Origin of the sequence: Streptomyces sp. NPDC050528, from assembly GCF_044457795.1 — a bacterium.
Classification (GTDB): domain Bacteria; phylum Actinomycetota; class Actinomycetes; order Streptomycetales; family Streptomycetaceae; genus Streptomyces.
Genome location: NZ_JBITHH010000014.1, coordinates 186,614 through 206,998 on the forward strand (window position 1 = coordinate 186,614; position 20,385 = coordinate 206,998).

The 20,385-nt window shown below is 67.7% G+C and carries 19 protein-coding genes; 12 read left to right on the plus strand and 7 right to left on the minus strand.

Annotated elements, in window-relative coordinates:
• Positions 1 to 6 precede the first annotated feature (6 nt).
• From ACIBK4_RS40065 to ACIBK4_RS40075, 3 genes are all read left to right on the plus strand, one after another.
• Positions 7 to 501 (plus strand): hypothetical protein, encoded by a 495-nt coding sequence (locus ACIBK4_RS40065; protein WP_399003236.1) that lies wholly within the window; start codon positions 7 to 9, stop codon positions 499 to 501.
• Between the two features lie 226 nt (positions 502 to 727).
• On the plus strand, positions 728 to 1,429 hold the full coding sequence (locus tag ACIBK4_RS40070) for a hypothetical protein (protein WP_399003238.1): 702 nt from the start codon (positions 728 to 730) through the stop codon (positions 1,427 to 1,429).
• A 42-nt stretch (positions 1,430 to 1,471) separates the two neighbouring features.
• Positions 1,472 to 2,437: a LysR family transcriptional regulator gene (locus tag ACIBK4_RS40075; protein ID WP_399003240.1), complete on the plus strand. Its 966-nt coding sequence runs from the start codon at positions 1,472 to 1,474 to the stop codon at positions 2,435 to 2,437.
• Positions 2,438 to 2,497: 60 nt separating this feature from the next.
• Here the strand turns inward: ACIBK4_RS40075 and ACIBK4_RS40080 are convergent, their stop codons facing one another.
• On the minus strand, positions 2,498 to 3,928 hold the full coding sequence (locus tag ACIBK4_RS40080) for an alkaline phosphatase family protein (protein WP_399003243.1): 1,431 nt from the start codon (positions 3,926 to 3,928) through the stop codon (positions 2,498 to 2,500).
• Positions 3,929 to 4,521: 593 nt separating this feature from the next.
• Between ACIBK4_RS40080 and ACIBK4_RS40085 the strand changes: the two genes are divergently transcribed.
• From ACIBK4_RS40085 to ACIBK4_RS40115, 7 genes are all read left to right on the plus strand, one after another.
• A complete protein-coding gene (locus ACIBK4_RS40085) occupies positions 4,522 to 5,229 on the plus strand; it encodes an NTP transferase domain-containing protein (protein WP_399003245.1) in 708 nt (235 codons plus the stop codon).
• A gap of 42 nt (positions 5,230 to 5,271) precedes the next feature.
• Positions 5,272 to 7,200 (plus strand): asparagine synthase (glutamine-hydrolyzing), encoded by a 1,929-nt coding sequence (gene asnB / locus ACIBK4_RS40090; protein ID WP_399003247.1) that lies wholly within the window; start codon positions 5,272 to 5,274, stop codon positions 7,198 to 7,200.
• A complete protein-coding gene (locus ACIBK4_RS40095; protein WP_399003249.1) occupies positions 7,197 to 7,910 on the plus strand; it encodes a CDP-alcohol phosphatidyltransferase family protein in 714 nt (237 codons plus the stop codon). The genes asnB and ACIBK4_RS40095 overlap by 4 nt, the downstream gene beginning before the upstream one ends.
• Positions 7,907 to 8,422 (plus strand): thiamine pyrophosphate-binding protein, encoded by a 516-nt coding sequence (locus tag ACIBK4_RS40100; RefSeq protein WP_399003251.1) that lies wholly within the window; start codon positions 7,907 to 7,909, stop codon positions 8,420 to 8,422. The genes ACIBK4_RS40095 and ACIBK4_RS40100 overlap by 4 nt, the downstream gene beginning before the upstream one ends.
• Complete coding sequence (locus tag ACIBK4_RS40105; RefSeq protein ID WP_399003253.1) at positions 8,422 to 8,964, plus strand: thiamine pyrophosphate-dependent enzyme; 543 nt, start codon at positions 8,422 to 8,424, stop codon at positions 8,962 to 8,964. Before ACIBK4_RS40100 ends, ACIBK4_RS40105 begins: the two co-directional genes overlap by 1 nt.
• Positions 8,965 to 9,113: 149 nt before the next feature.
• Positions 9,114 to 10,055: an isocitrate lyase/phosphoenolpyruvate mutase family protein gene (locus ACIBK4_RS40110; protein WP_399003255.1), complete on the plus strand. Its 942-nt coding sequence runs from the start codon at positions 9,114 to 9,116 to the stop codon at positions 10,053 to 10,055.
• Positions 10,039 to 11,508: an aldehyde dehydrogenase family protein gene (locus ACIBK4_RS40115; protein ID WP_399003257.1), complete on the plus strand. Its 1,470-nt coding sequence runs from the start codon at positions 10,039 to 10,041 to the stop codon at positions 11,506 to 11,508. Before ACIBK4_RS40110 ends, ACIBK4_RS40115 begins: the two co-directional genes overlap by 17 nt.
• 22 nt (positions 11,509 to 11,530) lie before the next feature.
• Here the strand turns inward: ACIBK4_RS40115 and ACIBK4_RS40120 are convergent, their stop codons facing one another.
• The gene (locus ACIBK4_RS40120) at positions 11,531 to 12,253 is read right to left on the minus strand and encodes a class I SAM-dependent methyltransferase (protein WP_399003259.1); all 723 of its coding nucleotides are present in this window, start codon (positions 12,251 to 12,253) and stop codon (positions 11,531 to 11,533) included.
• A 190-nt stretch (positions 12,254 to 12,443) separates the two neighbouring features.
• Between ACIBK4_RS40120 and ACIBK4_RS40125 the strand changes: the two genes are divergently transcribed.
• Positions 12,444 to 13,376 (plus strand): diiron oxygenase, encoded by a 933-nt coding sequence (locus ACIBK4_RS40125; RefSeq protein ID WP_399003261.1) that lies wholly within the window; start codon positions 12,444 to 12,446, stop codon positions 13,374 to 13,376.
• On the opposite strand, the gene ACIBK4_RS40130 is transcribed toward ACIBK4_RS40125, so the two are convergent.
• The 5 genes from ACIBK4_RS40130 to ACIBK4_RS40150 all read right to left on the minus strand — a co-directional run bounded on the left by ACIBK4_RS40130 (position 13,349) and on the right by ACIBK4_RS40150 (position 19,315).
• Complete coding sequence (locus ACIBK4_RS40130; protein WP_399003263.1) at positions 13,349 to 14,638, minus strand: amidase family protein; 1,290 nt, start codon at positions 14,636 to 14,638, stop codon at positions 13,349 to 13,351. The two genes, ACIBK4_RS40125 and ACIBK4_RS40130, sit on opposite strands and share 28 nt — an antisense overlap.
• On the minus strand, positions 14,616 to 15,881 hold the full coding sequence (locus ACIBK4_RS40135) for an MFS transporter (RefSeq protein WP_399003265.1): 1,266 nt from the start codon (positions 15,879 to 15,881) through the stop codon (positions 14,616 to 14,618). The genes ACIBK4_RS40130 and ACIBK4_RS40135 overlap by 23 nt, the downstream gene beginning before the upstream one ends.
• Positions 15,878 to 17,128 (minus strand): acetyl-CoA carboxylase biotin carboxylase subunit family protein, encoded by a 1,251-nt coding sequence (locus tag ACIBK4_RS40140; protein WP_399003267.1) that lies wholly within the window; start codon positions 17,126 to 17,128, stop codon positions 15,878 to 15,880. The genes ACIBK4_RS40135 and ACIBK4_RS40140 overlap by 4 nt, the downstream gene beginning before the upstream one ends.
• A 51-nt stretch (positions 17,129 to 17,179) precedes the next feature.
• Entirely contained in the window at positions 17,180 to 18,442 is a 1,263-nt protein-coding gene (locus ACIBK4_RS40145; protein ID WP_399003269.1) for an ATP-grasp domain-containing protein, read from the minus strand.
• A gap of 234 nt (positions 18,443 to 18,676) precedes the next feature.
• Positions 18,677 to 19,315, minus strand: coding sequence for a TetR/AcrR family transcriptional regulator (locus tag ACIBK4_RS40150; RefSeq protein ID WP_399003271.1), 639 nt, complete (start codon positions 19,313 to 19,315; stop codon positions 18,677 to 18,679).
• Between the two features lie 113 nt (positions 19,316 to 19,428).
• On the opposite strand from ACIBK4_RS40150, the gene ACIBK4_RS40155 reads away from it, so the two are divergent.
• Positions 19,429 to 20,379 (plus strand): SDR family NAD(P)-dependent oxidoreductase, encoded by a 951-nt coding sequence (locus ACIBK4_RS40155; protein ID WP_399003273.1) that lies wholly within the window; start codon positions 19,429 to 19,431, stop codon positions 20,377 to 20,379.
• The last annotated feature ends 6 nt before the right edge of the window (positions 20,380 to 20,385 follow it).

Genomic DNA, 20,385 nt, shown 5'->3' on the forward strand with positions numbered 1-20,385 from the left:
CCCCCCATGTACCGATCACGCAGCCACGACCCGATCCCGTCCTCCTCCGAGCCGTCGGCTCACGACTTCGCCCCGTCCCCGCATCCCGCCGAGCCGCCATCGCACGACCGCATCCGGTCCGGACGCCTGGTGATCCCCGCGCCGTTACGCGCGAGCCTCGGATACGACGCCGTGGGCATGCCCCGGGAACACGGGGAACGCATCCTGGACCATCTGCAGCGTGTCGGCTGCGTCTTCGCCGACGCCCGGCGCTGGTGGTGGATCGTGCCGGCCGGTTCACACCTCGGCGTCATCTGGCCGCCGTCCATCAGCTACGCGATCGGCGCCCAGGTGGCCGACCCCTCCTGGACCAGCACCCGCCCGAAACCGGGCCTGGAGCATCCCCGTCTGATCCATTCCCCCGAGACCGGACAGCCCTACACGCCGCCGATACCCCTGTACTTCCTCACCTGCCGCGTCGCCGGCAGCACTCCGCTCTGGTCACTGGACGCGCCGAACTGACCAGCCGCGACAGGAACCGGTGTCGGGGAGTCGGACGGCGAGCGCGGTGAGGGTGCCGTCGTAGGGCACCCGTTTCCGCCGCGCCGCGCCCCGAGGCCGGCCGAGTGAAGCAGGGCTTGAAGCAGGGCTTTCCGGTGGGGTGAAGCGGGACTTGCTTCCTCGTTCACGGGTCGGTCGGCACAGTGGGGTCTATCCCACCACTTGCCCGTCCTGCCCAGGAGTCGTCATGCCCAAGCAGCCCGCCGCGTCGGCAGCCCTGCTCGTTCTGAGTGCCGTTCTGTGCGCGGTGGCCACCGGGTGCGGCGGCGGGAGGGCGGCCACAGAGCCCGCGGCGACAACCCGGGCCAAGGGCGACTCCTCCGCTGCCGCCGCCGACTCGGCGGCTTCGGGCGGGAGTTCAGGGAACGCCTGGACGCTGACCGCACCGGCGTCCGTAGCCGGTCTGGCGCGGTTCCAGCCGTCCGCCGCCAAGGTCGCGAAGCTGACCCAGGCACTCGACCGGACCGCCGAGGAACTCGGCATCACCGGCAGCACGGTCGAGGCGGTCTACGACGATCCCGGCCAGGGCGGCTACCTCGTCTTCGCCGGCTTCAACGGCTCCGGATACGACCCGTCGGCGCTGAAGCGGATGGCCCAGGTGCCGGCCACCCGCGAGGACGGGACCGACGACCGGATCACCCAGGACTGGCAGCCGACCGCAGCGGGCGACCACGGCGGACAGGCCGGGTGCCAGGAGACCATGGTCCAGTCCGGCGGCCTGGCGGTCCTGTCCTCGTCCTGCCTGTGGCTGACCCCGACCACGTTCGGCCTGGTCACGTACTACCCGAACCCCAGCAGCGACCACTTTCTGACCAACACCCCGGCCGGCGTGGTCGCCCCGCTGATGCGGAAGGTCAGGGACGCCGTCGAACAGCCCGCAGGCTCGTGATGAACTGTCCTCGGCCGACCGACCGCCGCCGAGGGAGCGCAGATGGACGTGGACCCCAGGCGGCTCGTGGTGCTGCACACCGTGCACCAAGCCGGCGGGATCGCCGCCGCCGCACGCCTGCTCGGCATCAGCGCCTCGGCCGTCTCCCAGACGGTACGCCGACTGGAGCAGGAGACCGGGGTCCCCCTGCTGGACCGGGCCGACGGCCGGGCCGAACTCACCCGCACCGGCCTGGCACTCGCCGCGTACGGCGGCCGGATCGCCGATGAACTGTCCGCCGCCGAGCGGGAGTTGACCGGTACGGGCCCGGCGGACATCGAGGGCCCGGTGGTGATCGGATCGGTGCTGGCCGTCCTCACCACCCTGGTCGCCCGCGTGACCGCGTCGCTCGTCGAGCACCATCCGGGCCTGCGGCCGGAGTTGCGCGAGACGTCCGCCCCGGACGGCCTGAGGGCGCTGCGCCAGGGTGCCCTGGACGTGCTCCTGATCACCGGCGATCAGGAGCACCGGCCGGACCCGCCGCCGGGCTGCGGTCTGAAGGTCCTCGCGCAGGAGCAGTACCGGGTCGGTGTGCCCGCCGCCTGGGGCGAGCCCCCGACCGAGGCGGCCGAACTGGCGGCCGTGCCCTGGATCGGGGCTCCGGAGGGGAGCGCGCGGGCCTGGGCCCACGCCCGGCTGGTCACCGAACTCGGGCTGCCGGACCGGCCGACCGCCCACCGGGCGACCAACTGGTCCGCGGCGGCGGCGATGGTGCGCGCCGGTCTCGGCGCGGTCGTGCTGCCCAGCTCGGTCGCCTCGCGCACCCCCGGGCTGACCCTGCTCCCGCTGCCGGTACCGGGCACGTTCGAGACCCTGGTCCTGCACCGCCTGACCGCCCCCGGCCGGATCGCCGCACCGGTGGCCGCCGTACTGACCCGCCTGGCGGAGGTGACCCTCGACGTGGCCGAGGAACTGTCGCGGGCCGGGCTGCTGGAGCGCGAACCCGTGGTCAGAACGGTCCTCGTCTGACCACAGGGGCGCCCCTTGATCGTGCTTGAGGACCGGTGACGGGAGAGCGCCGGCCCTCACTCACACCTGCGGTCTACGCCCCTTCTCCTGCCGGGGGAAGGCCTGGTCCGCGCCGGGCAGGGTGGGGGCCGGCAACGTCGCCACCTCCTCCTTCGCCTTTCTCAGCTGCTCCGCCGTGTCCTGCGGCAGCCTCGGTGGGCGCGGGCGGGCGTCGCGGAAGCGGAACGCGGAGGTGAGGTCGCCGAAGGTGTCCCGGCGCCAGTCGCTGATGTTCGGCTCCTCCACCCCCGTCCAGCGCTCCAGGAACTGGAGGACCGAGGTGTGGTCGAAGGTCTCACTGGCCACCCAACCCCCCACCGTCCAGGGCGAGATGAGAATCGCCGGGACACGGAACCCGGCACCGATCGGCAGCCCGCCGACGTACTCCCTCGCCGTGCCCGCGGGCGCGGTCGGCGGCACGACGTGGTCGAACAGGCCGTCGTTCTCGTCGTAGTTGAGGATGAAGGCCGTCTTCTTCCACAACTTCGGGTTCGAGGCCACGGCTTCGATCTTCGACGCGACCCACTCCGCGCCCGCCGCCGGCAGATAGTCCGGGTGCTCGGACGTCAGGCTCGTCGGGATGATCCAAGACACCGCCGGGAGACGGTCGTTGCGGGCGTCGTCCTCGAACGTGCCCGCGGGCATGGGGCGCACGGCGCGCTCGTACAGGTCCGAGCCCGGCTCGGCGTCCGCGAACGCCTGGAACTGCACGAGGACGTTGCAGCCGAACGCGTCGTCCGCCTCGTGGTACGACTTCCAGCTGATCCCGGCCGCCTGGAGCCGTTCCGCGTACGTCGTCCAGCGGAACGGCGTCGGCGGCACCGTGTTGCTGGTGACGGGGCCGCCCTGCGTACCGCCCGGGTCGATGGTGCCCGTCATCCACATCATCCGGTTGGGCCAGGTCGGGCCGAGCACCGAGCAGTGGTACGCGTCGCAGATGGTGAAGGCGTCGGCGAGGGCGAACTGGAAGGGGATGTCCCGCCGGTCGTAATAGCCCATCACATAGGGGCCGTTGACGCCGTCGGCGGCACGGTGGGCCGGCAGCCAGTTGTCCATCCTGCCGTTGTTCCAGGCGGAGTGCTGCACGTCCCAGGCATGGCTGGTGGACGGGATGGCCTGCGCGCTGGAGGTGTGGGTGTCGAGGTGGAAGGGGAGCAGATACCCCTTCGGGTTCACCGTGTCCGGCTGGTAGAACACGGACCTGCCGGAGTCGAGCCTGAGCGCGTCCGGGTCGGCGAAGCCGCGCACACCGGACAGTGTGCCGAAGTAGTGGTCGAACGACCGGTTTTCCTGCATCAGCAGGACGACGTGCTCGATGTCGTCGAGCGAACCCTTCACCGGCCCGGCCGCGACGGCCTGTTGGATGCTCGGCGGGAGGACGGAGAGTGCCGCGGCGCCGCCCAGCGCGCCAGCGGCCGAACCCAGGAGTCTACGGCGCGTTAACTCGGCCATGAATGCCCCTTCTTGAGGATGCGTCAGTTCGCGGCGGGGAATTTTCTGTGCCACTTCTGTGAGCCGCGCCTCGGCAGTGAGCCGTGGCGGTCGCGGTGGCAGACCCGGTCCGCGTGATCATCCTCCTTGGCCGGCAAGCGAGTTGGCAGAGGACCTGTGGTGAACAAGTGCTCAAAGCTCGGGCAGGGGTTGGCCAAGCCGTGACCGGTGTTGCGTGGCCGTTGCTCCGCTGTTGCCGGAGCTTGGTGCGGGGTCGGAGCGGTAATACGGGGCGACCTCCCCGTAAACGGAGGTCCAACCACCTCTTTGCGGACATAAACGCGACGGGGGCCCGTGCGCGCGATATCGACCGCACGAGCCGCCACCCTCCCGTACAGCAGTGATCACGCAGCGCGACAATTTATTACGTACGGCTGACTCTCCGAATCCCTCAAGTCCTCGCCAAGAAAAACTCACGCATCGTCCATTGGTGAGGTCTTTGCATTACATAAACAATCGTCGGACATATTTAAGTTAGTCAAGCTTCACTTGAACGTCACCGATCCGTACGGTGGTGAAGCGTTACGGAACGTGTTGCGCTCCGAGGAGAGGTAATGACGTATCGTCGTGCAATCCTGCTCTGCGCCGGTCGCGGTACCCGGGCCCGGGACATAACCGAAGGGCAGCCGAAGTGTTTGATCCGGATCAACGGGGAGACGCTGATCTCCCGGTTACTGAACCAACTCGCTCGGAACGGCGTGACCGATGTTCATGTCATCGTCGGCCATGAAGCCGACAAAATAGCCCGAGAAGTCGGTGACCGTGCGACTCTGCATTACTACCCGGACTTCGAACGCACCAATAACCTCTGGACACTCGCGACCCACGCCCATCTGCTGCGCGACCACGAATGCGCCGTGCTGTTCGGCGATGTCATCGTGTCCGATCAGGCCGTGGCGGATCTCTGGGACGGGCTGTCCGGAATCAATCTGCTCGTCGACCTCTCCACGCGGCTGACCGGAACCATGCGGGTGCGCCGAGCGGTCGACGGAGGTGTGGACATGGGAAACCACATCGCGCCGGCCGACGCGGACGGGAACTATGTCGGATTCCTGAGCGCGACGAGTACGGCGGCTGCTCTGCTTGCCGATGCCATCGTCGTGGAAATGGCCGCCGGCCGAGGCGCGGACGCCTACTTCACATCGGTCATGGCTGATGTCAGTAAGGCCGTCCCGGTCTCCTTCGTTGATGTCAAGAGCGACGAATGGGCCGAGATAGACGACGGGGACGACTATCTGCTCGCGAAGGAACGTTTCGAGTAGCAGGACTGCACCGAGGAAAGGGAGAGGGCGACCATGTGTGGTGTGGCGGGCGTTTTCCAGACCGACGGACGGAATTTCGAGCACACCGACCTGCTCAAGATGATGACGGACTGTCTGGTCCATCGCGGGCCCGACGAGAGCGGCTTACACATCGACGGACCGATCGGGTTGGGGTTTCAGCGGCTGAGCGTCATCGACGTACCGCACGGACACCAGCCGATGACGGACGAGCACAGCGGAGTGTCCCTCGTCTTCAACGGCGAGATCTACAACTATCGCGAGCTGCGCACCCGGCTGGAAGGACTCGGCCGGCGCTTTCGCACCACGAGCGACACCGAGTCCATCCTCCAGGGATATCTGCAATGGGGCGAGCGGGTCGTGGACGAACTCGTGGGAATGTTCGCGTTCGGGATCCATGATCCGCGCTCCGGAACGCTGACCCTCGCGCGGGACCGCCTGGGTATCAAACCGCTCTACTGGGCACAGGTCGGCTCACAGTTCCTGTTCGGCTCGGAGATGAAGTCCATCTTCGCGCACCCCGATTTCCGCCGGACGCCCAGCCTGGACGGGATATCGAGCTATCTGACCTTTCGGCAGCCCGTCTGGGGCGTCAGTTATTTCGAGGGCATCGAAAAGGTCCTGCCCGGTCACGTGCTCACCGTCAAGGGCAGCGAGATCAAGGTCCGTCAGTACTGGAGTCTTCCGGTCCCGGACATCGACGGGTCCACGTCCGAGGCGGACTGGCTGGACCGCGCCGACCACCTGCTGGAGCAGTCGATCCGCCGGTGCATGGTGTCCGAAGTGCCTCTGGGCGCCTACCTCAGCGGCGGTCTCGACTCCAGCCTGATCGTGGCCATGATGGCCAGGATGAGCGACCGTCCCATCAAGACGTTCTCGGTGGGGTACGGCGACGGCGCGTACGACGAAGGCCGGTTCGCCGAGGCCGTCGCCAGGGAGGTCGGCGCCGAGCATCAGCATCTCGTCGTCGGTCACGAGGACTACCGCAAGGGTCTGGTACCGCTCATCCGGCACCGGGACGCACCGCTGAGCATTCCGCAGGAAATCGCCGTCCTGGAGCTGTCCAAGCTCATGAAACACGACGTCACCGTGGCCCTTTCCGGCGACGGCGCGGACGAACTCTTCGGCGGTTATGGACGCGTCATGCGATCACCGTTGGACTGGAAGAAAATCAGCACCCTGCGGAAAATACTTCCCGCCGACACGGTCGACCGGATAGTATCCGGACGCGGTCCGAGTCAGACCTCCGTACTGGCGAATCTCGATGTGCGGAGCCACCTCGATCATTTCTACCGCGTCTACAACTGGGTGCCGTTCGAGGAGAAGAACGAACTCTTCACCGCGGAATCCCGTGCGATTCTCAACAGTGACCGGGCGACTCGGGATCCTTTCGAGATGTCCTTCGGCCGTACGCGAAAGGGCAACCCCTACGACTCGGTGCTGCATGCTTTCCAGCATCTGCACATCGGTGCGATTCTCGACAAGGTCGACACCATCGGCATGGCGGCCAGTCTCGAAGGGCGGGTTCCCTTCGTGGACGCCGAGTTGATCGAGACGTTCGTCCGGATGCCGGTCAAGTACAAGATGCGCTGGAACAGCCGCTGGTCCCAGTTCCGGTCCGTCGCCACACCCGCCTTCGCCGCGTCCGAAAGCCTGGACACGACGAAGACCCTGCTGCGGAAGCTCGCCGAGCGCTACCTGCCCCGCGAACTGACCCAGCGCAAGAAAATGGGATTTCCGACACCGCTGGACGACTGGATGCGGGCCGGAATGCTCGACGAGGCCAAGGACATCCTCCTCGACCCGATCGCGACCCGGCGCGGGATATTCGATCCGCGCCGCATGGAACAGTTCCTGTCGAATCCACAGCACCTGGATCACGACTTCTACGGAAAGAAGATCTGGATGTACATGAACGTCGAACTCTGGCTGCAGAACGTGGTGGACGCATGACCCAGCAGAACACCCAGGCCAAGATCGCCGAGCCGACCAAACCCGCCGAGCCAACTCAACAGGCCGAACCAGCCGGCCAAGCCAACCCGACGATCCTCTCCTTATTGGCGGACTGGGCGAACCTCTGCACCATCGCCGGCGTCGTGAGCGGCCTGCTCGGCATCTACTTCGCCGCACAGGGCCGGCTTCAATTGTCCGCCGCGATGGGGGTGATCGCCGTCATCCTGGACTGCTTCGACGGCCCCATCGCCCGCAGCACCAAGAACCGGCCCGCCCACATGTCCGTGCTGGGACTCCAGCTGGACTCCTTGGCGGACGCGATCTGCAGCGGAGTCGGACCGGCCGTACTGGTCCTCGCGGTGGGAAACTGGAATTCCTTCCTGCTGATCCCGGCCGCCCTCATCGTCGTCGCCGGCGTCACACGGCTCGCCTATTTCAACGTCTACGGACTCTCCGGCGGGAAATTCTCGGGGATGCCCATCTTCTACAACCCGGTGGTGGTCGCCCTCGTGCTGCTCGTGCTCTGGGCAGTGGCACCGGGAACAGCCGTAAGGGGCGCAGCAGCAGCCGGATTCGCCGTCGCGATTCTGAATGTCGCGCCTTTCACGGTGCCCAAACTCCGCGGGCGCTATCTCAAGGGATTCCTGGTCCTCTGCTTCGCGCTGACCGCCGTCCTGTTCGGCTACGCGGCCCAGGGCATCGGATCATGACCCAGGTGGCGACGGACGTCGCGCTCCGCACCCTGGAACAACTCGCCGCGCACAGCTTCGACTTCGCCACAGGAGTGCCCTGCTCCCTCCTGAACGGGCTGTTCCGGCATCTCGAATCCCCGGACACCACACGGGAGTTGGGCCTCACCTACGTCCCCGCGCCGCGTGAGGACACCGCCGTCGGCATCGCGGTGGGCGCCCGGCTCGGCGGCCGGAACCCGGTCGTCCTGATGCAGAACTCCGGACTCGGCTACAGCCTGAACTCCTTCACCTCGCTCACCCAGATCTACGGCATCAACCCACTGGTGCTGATGAGTTGGCGCGGCTTCGACCACACCGACGCCGTCGAGCACGACATCATCGGCCGCGAACTGCTCCGTGTCCTGGACGCCGTAGGAATCGGGCATGTGGTCCTGGACCCGGAGGATCCCGCCCGCGCGATCGACGCGGCGGTGGACCTCCACGACGACGGCGGCCGCGCGGTGGCCGTCCTGATCACCTCGGGGGTCTGATGCAGTACGAGGACATGTTCCGCTCGGTGTTGACGGCGTTCCCCACCGCCGCGGTGATCTCGACCTGCGGGCACATCTCGCGCGACCTGTTCAACTACCAGGACCGCGAAGGGAATTTCTATCTCGTCGGCTCCATGGGGATGGCCGCTCCCGTCGGGGTCGGAGTCGCCCTGGCCGATCCCGGCCGGCCGGTCGTCGTCCTCGACGGTGACGGCTCGCTGGCGATGAACACCGGCGGCATGCTGAGCGTCGGGGCGACCGGCGCCCGACTGCTGCACGTCGCGCTCGACAACGGTGTCCACGGCAGCACCGGCGGCCAGCGCACGGTGCCGTTCGAGGATCCCGTCGCCGCCGCCCTCGCCTTCGGCTATCGCCGGGCCCTGTCCGTGGACACACCGGACGTCGACTGGGCGTCGATCGACGCCTTCCCCGCCTTCGTCCACGCGAAGGTCCGGCCGCGCGACGTGCCCGTCGGCCGCCGCGTCGTGCACACCCCCGACGAGCTGCGTGAGCGCTTCACCCGCTTCCTGTCGGCCAGGTAGCCACAGCGCGTCAAGCAGCCGCTGCTCGTCACCCAGCACAGCTCGGTCACCCAGCCACCGCCGGTCGAGAAAACACCGCCCGGTGACGTGATCACCCCTCGGCCGGGCGACCACCGCCCGGTCACGCCATCACCGCAAGGAGAACCTCCATGGCACCCGTAAAAACCCTGCGCGCCCTGCTGCACGACGCCGACCTCGCCAAGGCGGCCGGCGCCCACAACCCGCTGACCGCCCAACTCGTCGAACAGGCGGGCTTCGACGTGGTCTGGGCGAGCGGGCTGGAGATCGCCGCCTCGCTCGGCGTCCCCGACGCCAACATCCTCAGCATGAACGAATGCCTCGCCGTGGCCCGGGCGATGGTCGAGAAGGTGTCCGTCCCGGTCCTCGCGGACTGCGACTCCGGATTCGGCGGCATCGGCAACGTCGTCCACATGGTGCGCAGTTACGAGGCCGCCGGGGTCCAGGGCGTCTGCATCGAGGACAAGACCTTCCCCAAGCTCAACAGTTTCGTCGCCGGCAACCAGGCCCTCGTCCCCATCGAGGACTTCGCCGGCAAGATCGCCGCCGCGGTGGCGACACGTGTCAACGAGGACTTCGTCGTCATCGCCCGCATCGAGGCGTTCATCTCCGGCTACGGCCTCGACGAGGCGCTGCGCCGGGCCGAGGCCTATGAACTCGCGGGCGCGGACGCCCTGTTGATCCATTCCAAGCTGAAGACACCGAACGAGATCTACTCGTTCTGTGCCGCGTACGACGGTGATCTGCCGATCGTGGTCGTCCCGACGACGTACAACAGTGTGACGATGGAGGAGCTGAGGGCCGGCGGAGCCTCGCTCGCGATCTACGCCAACCAGGGCCTGCGCGGCGCCATCACGTCGATTCGGCAGATATTCGGCTCCATCCTCGCCGAGGGCACGGCGGCGCCCGTGGAGAACCAACTCGCCCCGCTGGGCGATGTGTTCGGCTATCAGGACGTGGCCGCGCTGCTGTCGGCCGAGGACCGGTTCGAGTCGATCGGGCAGGGCGTGGCCAAGCAGATCCTGAACGGCGCCGGGGAAGAGCGGAGGAACGCCGATGTCGTTGAGCGTTGATGTGCGAGCCGCTCGCATCCACGTGGGCGCACACCTCGTCGGTGGCCAACACGTCCAGGGCGACGCCCTGTTGGAGAAAGTGAACCCCGCCCGCCCGGGCACCTCCTTAGGCAGGATTCCCGTCGCGGACGGGGGAGTTGTCGACAGCGCCGTCAGGACGGCGCACGAACAGCTCGCCGCGTGGCGGAGGTTGGGCTCCATCGCCCGCGCGGACCTGGTCCACCGCCTGGCCGGCCTGATGGAGCGGGACCGTACCGAACTGGCCCTGCTGATCAGAGAGGAGCACGGCAAGACCCGGGCGGAGGCGGACTCGGAGGTCGCCCGGTCGATCGAGATCGTCCGGTTCGCGGCCGGTCTTGGCCGACGGCTCGGCGGGCGGACGCTGCCCTCCGACAGCCCGGACACCTGGAGCTCCACCACACGCCACCCGATCGGCGTCGTCGGGCTCATCACGCCGTGGAACTTTCCGCTGGCCATCCCGGTGTGGAAGCTCGCCCCGGCCCTGGTCGCCGGCTGCACGGTGGTGCTGAAGCCGTCACCGCTGGCCCCGTTCACCGCACAGCGGCTGGTAACTCTGGCCCACGAGGCGGGAATTCCGGCCGGCGCGGTCAACCTCGTGCACGGCGACGGCACGACCGGTGCCGCCCTCGTCGAACACCCGTTGGTCAAAGGGGTGTCCTTCACCGGAAGCGTCGACGTCGGCCGCCGGGTCCAGGCGGCGGCCGCCGCCTCGTTCACCAGGACCCAGCTCGAAATGGGCGGCAAGAACGCGGCCGTCGTCCTCGCGGACGCCGACCTGGAGAAGGCGGTCGACGCCGTCGCGTACGGCGCCTTCGGCCAGGCCGGTCAACGCTGTTCCGCGACCAGCCGGGCCATCGTCCAGGAGGACGTCTTCGACGAGTTCGTCGCCCGCCTGGCGGCCCGGGCCGGCGCGCTGCGGGTGGGCCCACCGGACGACCCGAGGACCGATCTCGGCCCGCTGATCGACGGCGCCAGCCTCGAACGCTGCCTCGACGCCGTCTCCACGGCCGTACGCGACGGCGCCCAACTCGTCACCGGGGGAGCCGCGGTGGTCTCCGACGGCGGCGGCTACTTCATGGCCCCGACGGTGCTCACCGGAATCGCCGCGGACGCACCGCTGGCCAACACCGAGGTGTTCGGCCCGATCCTGGTCGTCCTGCGCTGCCGTGACTTCGACGAGGCGATGGCGATCAACAACTCCGTCCGGTACGGCATGTCGGCCACCTTGTTCACGGCCCGTCTGCCGCTGATCGCCCGGTTCCTCGCCGAGGCCGAAGCCGGCATGCTGCACGTCAACCGCCCGGGCGTCGGCGCCTTTCCCCACATGCCGCACATCGGGACCAAGGAGTCCCAGGTCGGCCCGGCGGAGTGTGCCGACGACGCGATCGAGTTCTTCACCGAACTCAGAACGGCGACGATCGGCGTCGGCTGACCACTCCGCCGGACCTTGCCGCTCAGCGCCTGCGGCCGGTGCCGTACTGGAAGTACGTCTCGCTCTCCCGCACTTCCAGATCGATGCCGAACTCACCTGCGGCGGCGGCGAGTTCGGCGGCCGGATAGAAGTTCTTGACGATGGTCGCGCTCTCCCCGCTGTTGAGCCGGCGCGTCATGGTCTGCCCCGCCGCGCCGTCCACATGCGGTTCGGTGGTCGCGAGCGGCAGGTCGTCGACGAAGAACAGCCGGCCGCCGGGCCGCAGCCAACGTCCCAGCGAACGGAAGAAAGGACGGAGTCGCTCGCGCGGGACATGCGAGATCCAGAACGTGAAGACGATCGTGTCGAACCGCTCGTCGGTCTCCCAGGTGAACAGGTCCGCGATCTCGGTCCGGACCTGTTCCTCCTTGGCCGCCGGATTGTGCGCGAGCATCTCGGCGGAACCGTCGACCAGCAGGAGGTTTTGGGCGCGCGGGGCGAGGTGGACGCTCCACGTGCCCGTGCCGGGGGCGAGTTCGAGCACGTCGTCGCCGAGATCGATCGCGTGCAGAACGGAACGCACGAGTTCCGCCTCACGGAACCAGACCTCGTTCGCGGCCTCGCCCTTGTCGAACGTTCCTCGCCGTAGCCACCAGTCGTCGTATTCCCCCGCACGACTTGAGTAGTACGCCAACTGCTCGGACAACTGCTCCTCGGTGACGGGCTGGAACTCTTCCTCGGCCGACCGACCGGACTGCGTCGTCATGCGGTGTTTCACCTCTCGGTTAGTGCCGTCAACTCGCCCAGAACTCACGATACGAACTCCAGGAGAATCGAGAATGTGCGGTACTGTCGGGCTTTTCACAGGATGCGCGGCTGCCGCATTCTGCCCAATCAGCCAGTTAACACGCAATCAGGCGCGGACCGACGACGCGTCGGCGAAACTTGACGATTCATTGGCCGAACTCCCGGACTACCGCACCCCGTTCGCGAACTGGGACCGCCGCGCCTCCGTACGCTCCAGTCCACGCCGGACCCTTTCCGACGACACCGGCGATCTCTTCCCCGCGGATCTGATACCGGTCGCGAAGCACGAACTCGTCAACGGCCTCCGCCCCGAACTGTTCCGCGAGCTGCTCACCCAACAGCTCTACCGCTACCTCCACTTCACCTCGAAACTGGAGTTCATGGTGGTCAACTACGTCGTCCTCGGTATCTCGCAGGGCGACATACAGGTGCCGATCCCGGATCAAATGCGCTTCGACGCCCTGAAGATCTACTGCGACGAGGCCTATCACGGCTATTTCTCCGTCGACCTGATGCGACAAGTGCAGGAACGCACGGGCATCGAGCCCAGAATCGACGAAGTGCCCTACTTCCTGCGCCGGTTGGCGGCACTCAAGGAGAAGCACGATCCGGCCAAGTCCGGCTTCATCGACCTGCTGTTCACCATCGTCTCGGAAACCCTCATCACCGCTTCACTGACCGAGATATCGAAATCCCGCGAGGTCTCGGGAGCCGTGGTCGACACCTTGCACGACCACGCGGTGGACGAGGGCCGGCACCACGCCTACTTCGCCTCTTACCTGACCTACCTATGGGCCTCCCTGAACCGCACGGAACGCGCCTTCGCCGCACGGCTCTTCCCCGAACTCATCGACGTCTTCCTCCGTCCCGACGTACCGTCCATCGGAACCGAACTCGGCGGATACGGACTCCGGCGCGACGAGGTGCGCCAGGTGCTCGCCGAGACCTTCAGCGAGCGGACCCAGGCCGAATACAACCGCGCGACCGCCTCGAAACTCCTCGGATACCTCCGGGAGATCGAGGCGTTCGACGAGCCCGGCGCCCGGTACGAGGCTCAGAGCCGCGGCCTGCTGCCCGGCTGACGCTCCGTCAATTGACCGATGGTGGAGGCGACTTCACCGGTCCACCCGAGCAGCCGCAGGTCCGAGTGACGGCGACCCACGAGCTGGAGCCCGAGGGGCAACTCCCCGACGCCTCGCGGCAAGGGGATCGTCACACACGGCAGACCGAAGTGACTCCAGGGCAGACTCATCACCGGACTGCCGGTGGACGACAGGCCGAGCGGCGCCACATCGGTCGCGGCCGGCGCCACGACAAGGTCGACGCCCTCCTGCTCCATCCTGGCGTCGAACGCGGCGCGCTGGTCGGCCAGTTCATCGACGGCGGTCGCGTACGCGCGCTCCGAAATACCGAGGCCCCGGCGAATCACCTCCACGGTCCCCGCGCCAAGAATGTCGGCATGCCTACGGAAACGGTCCTCATGGGCCCGGGCGAACTCGGCATCGAAGACGACCGACTGGGTCCTGGTGAGAACGGCTATATCGGCCGCGAGGTCCGAGTCCACGATGTCGAGGCCGGAGTCGGCGAGTTCACGCACCGTGGTGCCGAACACCTCGTTCGTCGTTTCGGTGGCGAGCGCCAGATACTCGCGCGCGGGGACCGCGACGACCGGATTCCGGCCAACCGGCTGCTCTTCCCCGAAGAACACCGAAGCGCCGAGCGCAAGGCCGGAAACTGACGTGGCGAAGAGCCCGAACGAGTCGTAACTCTTGGCGCACGGAATGACACCGTCCAAAGGGACGCTGCCCTGGGTCGCCTTGAAACCCGCGACACCGCAGTAGGACGCCGGCCGTATCACCGAGCCGATCGTCTGCGTTCCCGTCGCCAGGGTTACGGCCCCGGTCGCCACGGCTGCGGCGGAACCGCTGCTGGAGCCGCCCGGTGTGCGCCGTAGATCGTGCGGATTGCGGGTCGTGGGCGGATGCACGCAGGCGAACTCCGCGGTCTTCGTTTTTCCTACGACCGTCGCGCCGGACTGCCGCAGCAGCGTGACCGTCGATGCCTCGGGGCCCGCGAATTCGGCCGGGTCGAGCGCCGAACCGCCTCTAGTGGGAAGGCCATCGACGGCGAAAATGTCCTTGACGCCCAGAGTGGCCCCGCGCAACGGCCCGGAATTCTCTACGGGTATCCCGGCCAGCCGTGATTCCCTGTCCGGTTCCTCTTCGAACGCCTCGACCGCGGTATCCGTTTCGGCGATTCTTCGCAGAGAGGTCCGGATGTTCTGGGCCACCTGCGCGTGTGGCCCGGTTTCAGAAACGAGTTCACGACCGAACACCATATCCATGGCCCGATCCTATTCGTTTCTCTTCGCTGTTCAAGGGCGCGATCAGGGGCCGCACTTGGCGTCGGAACACGAACAGTGCCACGGGGGCCAGCACGAGACTGACGGCGGCGACGACAGCCAGGATGCTCCGGGGGTCCCAACTGCCGCCCGCCGTGGCCAGGATGACTCCGGCCAGCGGTGCCGAAGCCAGGATCATGGAGGAGAACACCCCGAGTGTGGCGCCGAGTTGCTCCGCCGGGATCACCCGGATCCGCCAGGTGCGCATCCAGATCGTGAACACGGTCACGCCGGCGCTCCAGCAGCCGTAGCCGATGCCCATGACCACGACGTCGCCGGCGAGGATCATGCACAGGGCGCCGGTCGCGAGGAGGAGGGCGACGGGCCAGAGGAAGATGTCGACCTCTCGTCTCTTGGCGATCGGGGCGGTCAGCAGGGCGGCGAGGAAGCTGACCACGGTCGCTGTCGCCGCCAACAGGCCTACGGTGGGCTCGGATTGGCCGAGGTCTCCGATGATGATCGCGGGCAGCGAGGCCAGGACCAGGCTCGCGGTGAGGTTGACGCCGAGGGTGACCGCGATCAGGGAGAGGATCGGGCGGCTGCCGAAGACCGTCGAGAATCCGGTGCGCAGTCGTCGTAGGAGTTTCTCGCCGCCTGTTTCGACCACCACTCGGTCCAGGGCGTGGAAGCACAGGCCCGTCCACACCCCGGCGACCAGGAAGATCGCGGCGATGACGGTCAGCCCGGCGTCGACCGGCAGGACGCCGAGCAGCATGCCGCCGAGGGCGGGGCCCGCGACCGTCACGAGTTGCTGTGCGGCCTGGAATCTCGCCTGGGTCTGGGGGTAGCGGTCCCGGGCGACCTGGCGGCCGAGGATGCTCTCGACCGCGATCGTGGAGTGGCCGTTGAGCAGCGTGGCCGCGCCACCGGCGACCACCAGCAACGGCAGCGAACCGGTGACGGCGGCCAGCGCGAGCATCGCGACCCGGGCGAGGTCGACCACCACGAGCTGCTGCCGGGCGCGGAAGCGGTCGACGTAGGCGCCTGAGACCGGCATCGACAGGATGCGCGGCAGCCACTGCACCAGGAACGCGATGCCGGATGACGTGACTTGTTGGGTCGCGCCGTAGACCGCGATCGGGACGAAGAACGTGACCGTCTGGTCGCCGAGGATCGCCAGTGCGCGGGCGGCGATGAAGCCGAGGATCGTCGTGTCGCGGTGCAAGGCAGGGGTGGCCGTCGTCATCGGTCGGCCTCTGTCGACGGTTCCCGGATGATCAGGGCCGAACTCAGTGCGGCTACGGCGGAGTTGAGGTCACGGACGACGTCTGCCTGAGCGGCGCCCACCGAGACGAACGACGCCATCGCGGACGTACTCGATGTGGACCGTTCCAACACGTCACCCGGACTGATCTTCGACTCGAACAGCCTTATCGATGCGGGGAGTTCGACCTTGCCGAGCGACTCGACGACACCCGGGCGCGGGGGCACGAGTGCGTATCCGGTCTGGCGGACGGGCTCGGGGGGAAGTGCTCGGTGGCGTGGGTTGCCGAGGTAGGCGCGGGCGAACCACTCGATGGGGTCGACGTCGAAGCCGTACTCCAGTTGATCGCGGATCTTGGCTCCGCCGACCCGGCATCCGACCTCGTTGAACACGAAGCCGTCCGGCGAGCCGAAGATCTCCGCGTGGAACAGTGCGGTCTCCTCGATGCCGAGGGCCTTGATCGCGCGAACTGTCATGTCCTGCAAGGCCGGTAGCCGGGGATCGTCGGCGTCGAGGAACGTGCTGAGACAGACCGCGCCCTGGGCGATCTCCAGGCAGGAGGTGGTCTGTTCGGACGGCCAGCAGATCTTCACGTCACCGGCGTCGACGATTCCGTCGATGTGGAACAGCGCGTGGGAGACAAAGGATTCGGCCATGAGGTGGGCCGGCGCGTCTCCGACGGAGAGTGGATTGCGGGTGAGGAAAGTGTCCAGATCTGTTTGGTTCTCCAGGACGGTCACGCCCACCGAGGCGGCGCCCAGCCTGGGTTTCACCACGAGGGGGAAACCGAGTTCGCGGACCGCGAGAAGTAGTTCGGTGACATCGTCGACGGCCCGGTATCCGGTGATCCTTACACCGGATTCGGCCAGCGCTCCTTTCATGCGTATTTTGTCGCGGAACAATAACGCCTCTGCCTCGGACTGACCGGGAACGGCCCACGCGTCTCGGAGTCGGCCGGCCCGGAGGAGATCGAACTCCGACATGGCCAGCAGTTTGCCGAAGGAATGCTCGCTGTGCAGTTGGTGTGCGAGGTATTCCGGCAGGGCCGAGTCGGCGTAATCGTCGACGACTTGGGTGTGCGCGAATCCGGCCAGTTCGCTCTTTCGGGCGGTCTCGTCGGCGGACACCGAGTCACCGCTGGTGATCAGATACAGCTCGTCCGACGGGTGGGCCCACTGCCGGTAATCGACGCGCGCGAGCTTGAACCTGTTGAGAATGAGTACCTTCACGATTGCGGCGCTCCTCGGGCGTGTGCAAAAGGACGGATTGTTCTCCACGGCTCAGACGTATTCGGCGTCGCCCTCGATCGGCTTCCAGCCGAACCGCAGCGCCTCGGCCGCGGTCGTCGCGTTCTTGAGCGCGTCCTCGGCGTTCGGGCCGGTGGCGATGACATGCGCGATCCGGTCTCGGTTGGAGCCGTGCGAGCGGTACACGTCGCCGATCCGGTTCTTGATGTGCACCTCGGTGACCCCGGTGCCGTGCCGGGCGTCCTCGATTCCGTCGATCGACGTCAACTCGCCGGTGTCCGGCATCGCGACGAAGCGGATCGCGGCGGCCGGTGCGGCGGGGGCGGCCGTCTCGGGGCGGGGCCTGCCGACGACCGCGGCCATGTGCCGTGCCGTCAGGTCGACGCCGGTGGCGAGCCGGACCAGCTCCGGCACCCGGTCGCCGCCGACCCGGGGGTTGACCTCGATCAACCGCGGAATCCACTGCTCCCGGTCGGCGAACTTCACCTCGACATGCGCCGGCCCCCAGTCGAGACCGACGGCCCTGAGCCCGCGTTCGGCGGTCTCGACGACCAGTTGTGCCACGCGCGGTTCGACGGCGGCCGGAAACCGATGGGCCAGTTCGACGAAGTACGGCAGCGGTCCGCTCGTCTTCGCGGTGATGCCCAGGCCGCGGCCGTCGAAGGCCTCCACCGAGTACTCCGGGCCGGCCAGGTACTCCTCGACCACCACCGTCGGGTCCATGTCGACGCCGAGGTAGCTGTCGGTACCGAGGATGTGTTCGGTGATACGTGTCACCTCCGATGCGTTGTCGCACCGCCGGACGAAGACGCTGCCCGTCAGTCCGACGGGTTTGACGACGACCGGAAAGCCCATCTTCTCGGCCGCGGATAATGCGTCGGCCACGTCGTGTACGAGTTCGTAACGCGGGTTCAGACCGGGCGCGGAGTCGCAGGCGGAGCGAATGCCCGCTTTGGAGCGGCACCGGTGCACGGCTTCCGGCACCGGGCCCGGAAGATTCAACGCGACGGCGGCTTCCGCGGCGACCGCGACGAAGTACTCGTATACGGAAGTCACCCCGGCGAGGTCATCTCCCGCGATACCGCGCGCCGCTTCGGCGATCGCGGTGGCGGACGAGGTGTCGCACCCGACAATGCTCGTCCCGATGTCCTGGTAGTCGTCGAGCAGGAACTGGTCGAGTTTCTCCGGCCGGTCGACCAGGACGACCGTCCGGTATCCCCAGTTCGCCAGGCTCCGCGCGGCATCTTGCCCCGCACCTGTTCGGGGCGACTCGACCAGACACACAGTTTTCCGCACAGCGGATCTCCTCCCGAGCACAAACGGCGACCTTCGCGTCACCGTACCCAGGAAAGATTGGACGAACACCGCGGTATTCCTTGTTGTACGCGAGGTATGACCAGCGGCCCGGGAGAGTTGACGTTGTTTCACATACCCTTGGTTGACAAGGATTTACATTCCTTTTCTTGGCCGTTGTCTGGTCGGGTGCGGGTTGAAATCGCGGAGATCCGTGGCTATCGCGACATCGGTGGCCTATGAAATGGCTGAGTCCGCGCGCAGGCCCCGCAGCAGTACGTCCAGGAGCGAGTCCACCGACTCGATGGTCAGGTCGGAACGGCGGGCGGTCGCCCAGTACATGAGGGAGCCGATGATCGCGTCCGCGACCGCGCCGAAGTCCGCGTCCGGACGCACCTCTCCGGCCTCGGCCGCCACCCGGAGGCGGTCGATGAACCCCGTCCGCTGCACCTGGGTGAAGCGCTCGTAGAGCCGCTCGGCGGTGGCCGGGTCCTCGCTCGCCGCGGAGGTGACCGCCCGGATCCGGTCGACCCTGGTCGGGTCGACGAAGTCGCGGGCGAGGGCGTGCGCCCAGTTCCGGACGTCCTCGTCCACCGATCCGGCGTGGGCCGGCGGGGAGAGATGGAAGGGCTGCGCCTCCTCCATCACCGCGTCCGCGACGACCATGCCCTTCGAGGGCCACCAGCGGTAGATGGTGTCCTTGCCCACCCCCGCGCGCGCCGCGATCCCGCCGATCGACAACTTCTCGTAGCCCTGCTCGCCGATGAGCTCGCGGGTCGCGGCGAGGATGGCGAGCCGCGAGGCCTCGCTCCGTTTGCGGCCCGGCGTGGGACGGGCATCGTCGCTGGTCAAGGGGTGTTTGCTGGGCTGGCTCACCCGCCGAGTATAGGGCGCGCGCTTTGCCCCTGACGTGAACCGGGCCTACAATTCGATACGAGTCGACTCGAATCGAAATGCACCTACCGACACTCGAATCAGGAGACAGGGCCATGACTGTTCTCAGCACCCCCTTCAATCGCGACACCACCGCCGACGAAGTGCTCGGCGGGGTGGACCTCGGCGGTCGGCGGGCCGTGATCACCGGCGGCTCCTCCGGCGTCGGCGTGGAGACCGCACGGGCACTGGCGCGCGCCGGCGCCGAGGTGACCCTGGCCGTGCGCGACACCGCGAAGGGTGCCAGGGTCGCCGCCGACATCACCGCGGACACCGGCAATCAGGCGGTACGGGTCGCGCCGCTGGAGCTCACCGACCTGGACTCGGTGCGTGCCTTCGCCGCCGCCTGGCAGGGCCCGCTGCACATCCTCGTCAACAACGCCGGCATCATGGCGCTCCCGGAGCTGCGGCTCACGCGAGAGGGCTGGGAGACGCAGTTCGCCACGAACCACCTGGGCCACTTCGCCCTGGCGACCGGACTGCACCCCGCGCTCGCCGCCGAGGGTGCCCGGATCGCCTCGGTCAGCTCCACCGCGCACCTGTACTCACCGGTCGTCTTCGACGACATCAACTACGCGAACCGGCCCTACGTCCCGCTGGAGGCCTACGGTCAGTCCAAGACCGCGATCGTGCTGTTCGCCGTAGAAGCGGGCCGGCGCTGGGCGGCGGACGGCATCACCGCCAACGCCGTGATGCCCGGCGGCATCCGAACTCCCTTGCAGCAGCACGCATTTGGCGACGACATGTCCGACGAGGCACGGACCGTCTACGACACCTACCCGTGGCGAACGGCCGCGCAGGGCGCCGCCACTTCAGCACTGGTGGCCGGCTCACCGCTGGTCGAGGGTGTCACCGGGCGCTACTTCCAGAACAGCGCCGAGGCCCCGGTCATCGACCCGAAGGAACTGGAGACGGACCTGGAGCCGGTGGGTGTCGCCGAGTACGCGCTCGACCCGGCCGCCGCCGAGCGCCTGTGGGAGCTGTCCACCGCCGCGGTCTCCGGCTGAGGGCCG

What these genes read in the sequence shown, in the direction of transcription:
- ACIBK4_RS40065 (WP_399003236.1), top strand. Translation starts at nt 7, where the DNA reads ATGTACCGATCACGCAGCCACGACCCGATCCCGTCCTCCTCCGAGCCG.
- ACIBK4_RS40070 (WP_399003238.1), top strand. Translation starts at nt 728, where the DNA reads ATGCCCAAGCAGCCCGCCGCGTCGGCAGCCCTGCTCGTTCTGAGTGCC.
- ACIBK4_RS40075 (WP_399003240.1), top strand. Translation starts at nt 1,472, where the DNA reads ATGGACGTGGACCCCAGGCGGCTCGTGGTGCTGCACACCGTGCACCAA.
- ACIBK4_RS40080 (WP_399003243.1), bottom strand. Translation starts at nt 3,928, where the DNA reads ATGGCCGAGTTAACGCGCCGTAGACTCCTGGGTTCGGCCGCTGGCGCG.
- ACIBK4_RS40085 (WP_399003245.1), top strand. Translation starts at nt 4,522, where the DNA reads ATGACGTATCGTCGTGCAATCCTGCTCTGCGCCGGTCGCGGTACCCGG.
- ACIBK4_RS40095 (WP_399003249.1), top strand. Translation starts at nt 7,197, where the DNA reads ATGACCCAGCAGAACACCCAGGCCAAGATCGCCGAGCCGACCAAACCC.
- ACIBK4_RS40100 (WP_399003251.1), top strand. Translation starts at nt 7,907, where the DNA reads ATGACCCAGGTGGCGACGGACGTCGCGCTCCGCACCCTGGAACAACTC.
- ACIBK4_RS40105 (WP_399003253.1), top strand. Translation starts at nt 8,422, where the DNA reads ATGCAGTACGAGGACATGTTCCGCTCGGTGTTGACGGCGTTCCCCACC.
- ACIBK4_RS40110 (WP_399003255.1), top strand. Translation starts at nt 9,114, where the DNA reads ATGGCACCCGTAAAAACCCTGCGCGCCCTGCTGCACGACGCCGACCTC.
- ACIBK4_RS40115 (WP_399003257.1), top strand. Translation starts at nt 10,039, where the DNA reads ATGTCGTTGAGCGTTGATGTGCGAGCCGCTCGCATCCACGTGGGCGCA.
- ACIBK4_RS40120 (WP_399003259.1), bottom strand. Translation starts at nt 12,253, where the DNA reads ATGACGACGCAGTCCGGTCGGTCGGCCGAGGAAGAGTTCCAGCCCGTC.
- ACIBK4_RS40130 (WP_399003263.1), bottom strand. Translation starts at nt 14,638, where the DNA reads ATGGATATGGTGTTCGGTCGTGAACTCGTTTCTGAAACCGGGCCACAC.
- ACIBK4_RS40135 (WP_399003265.1), bottom strand. Translation starts at nt 15,881, where the DNA reads ATGACGACGGCCACCCCTGCCTTGCACCGCGACACGACGATCCTCGGC.
- ACIBK4_RS40155 (WP_399003273.1), top strand. Translation starts at nt 19,429, where the DNA reads ATGACTGTTCTCAGCACCCCCTTCAATCGCGACACCACCGCCGACGAA.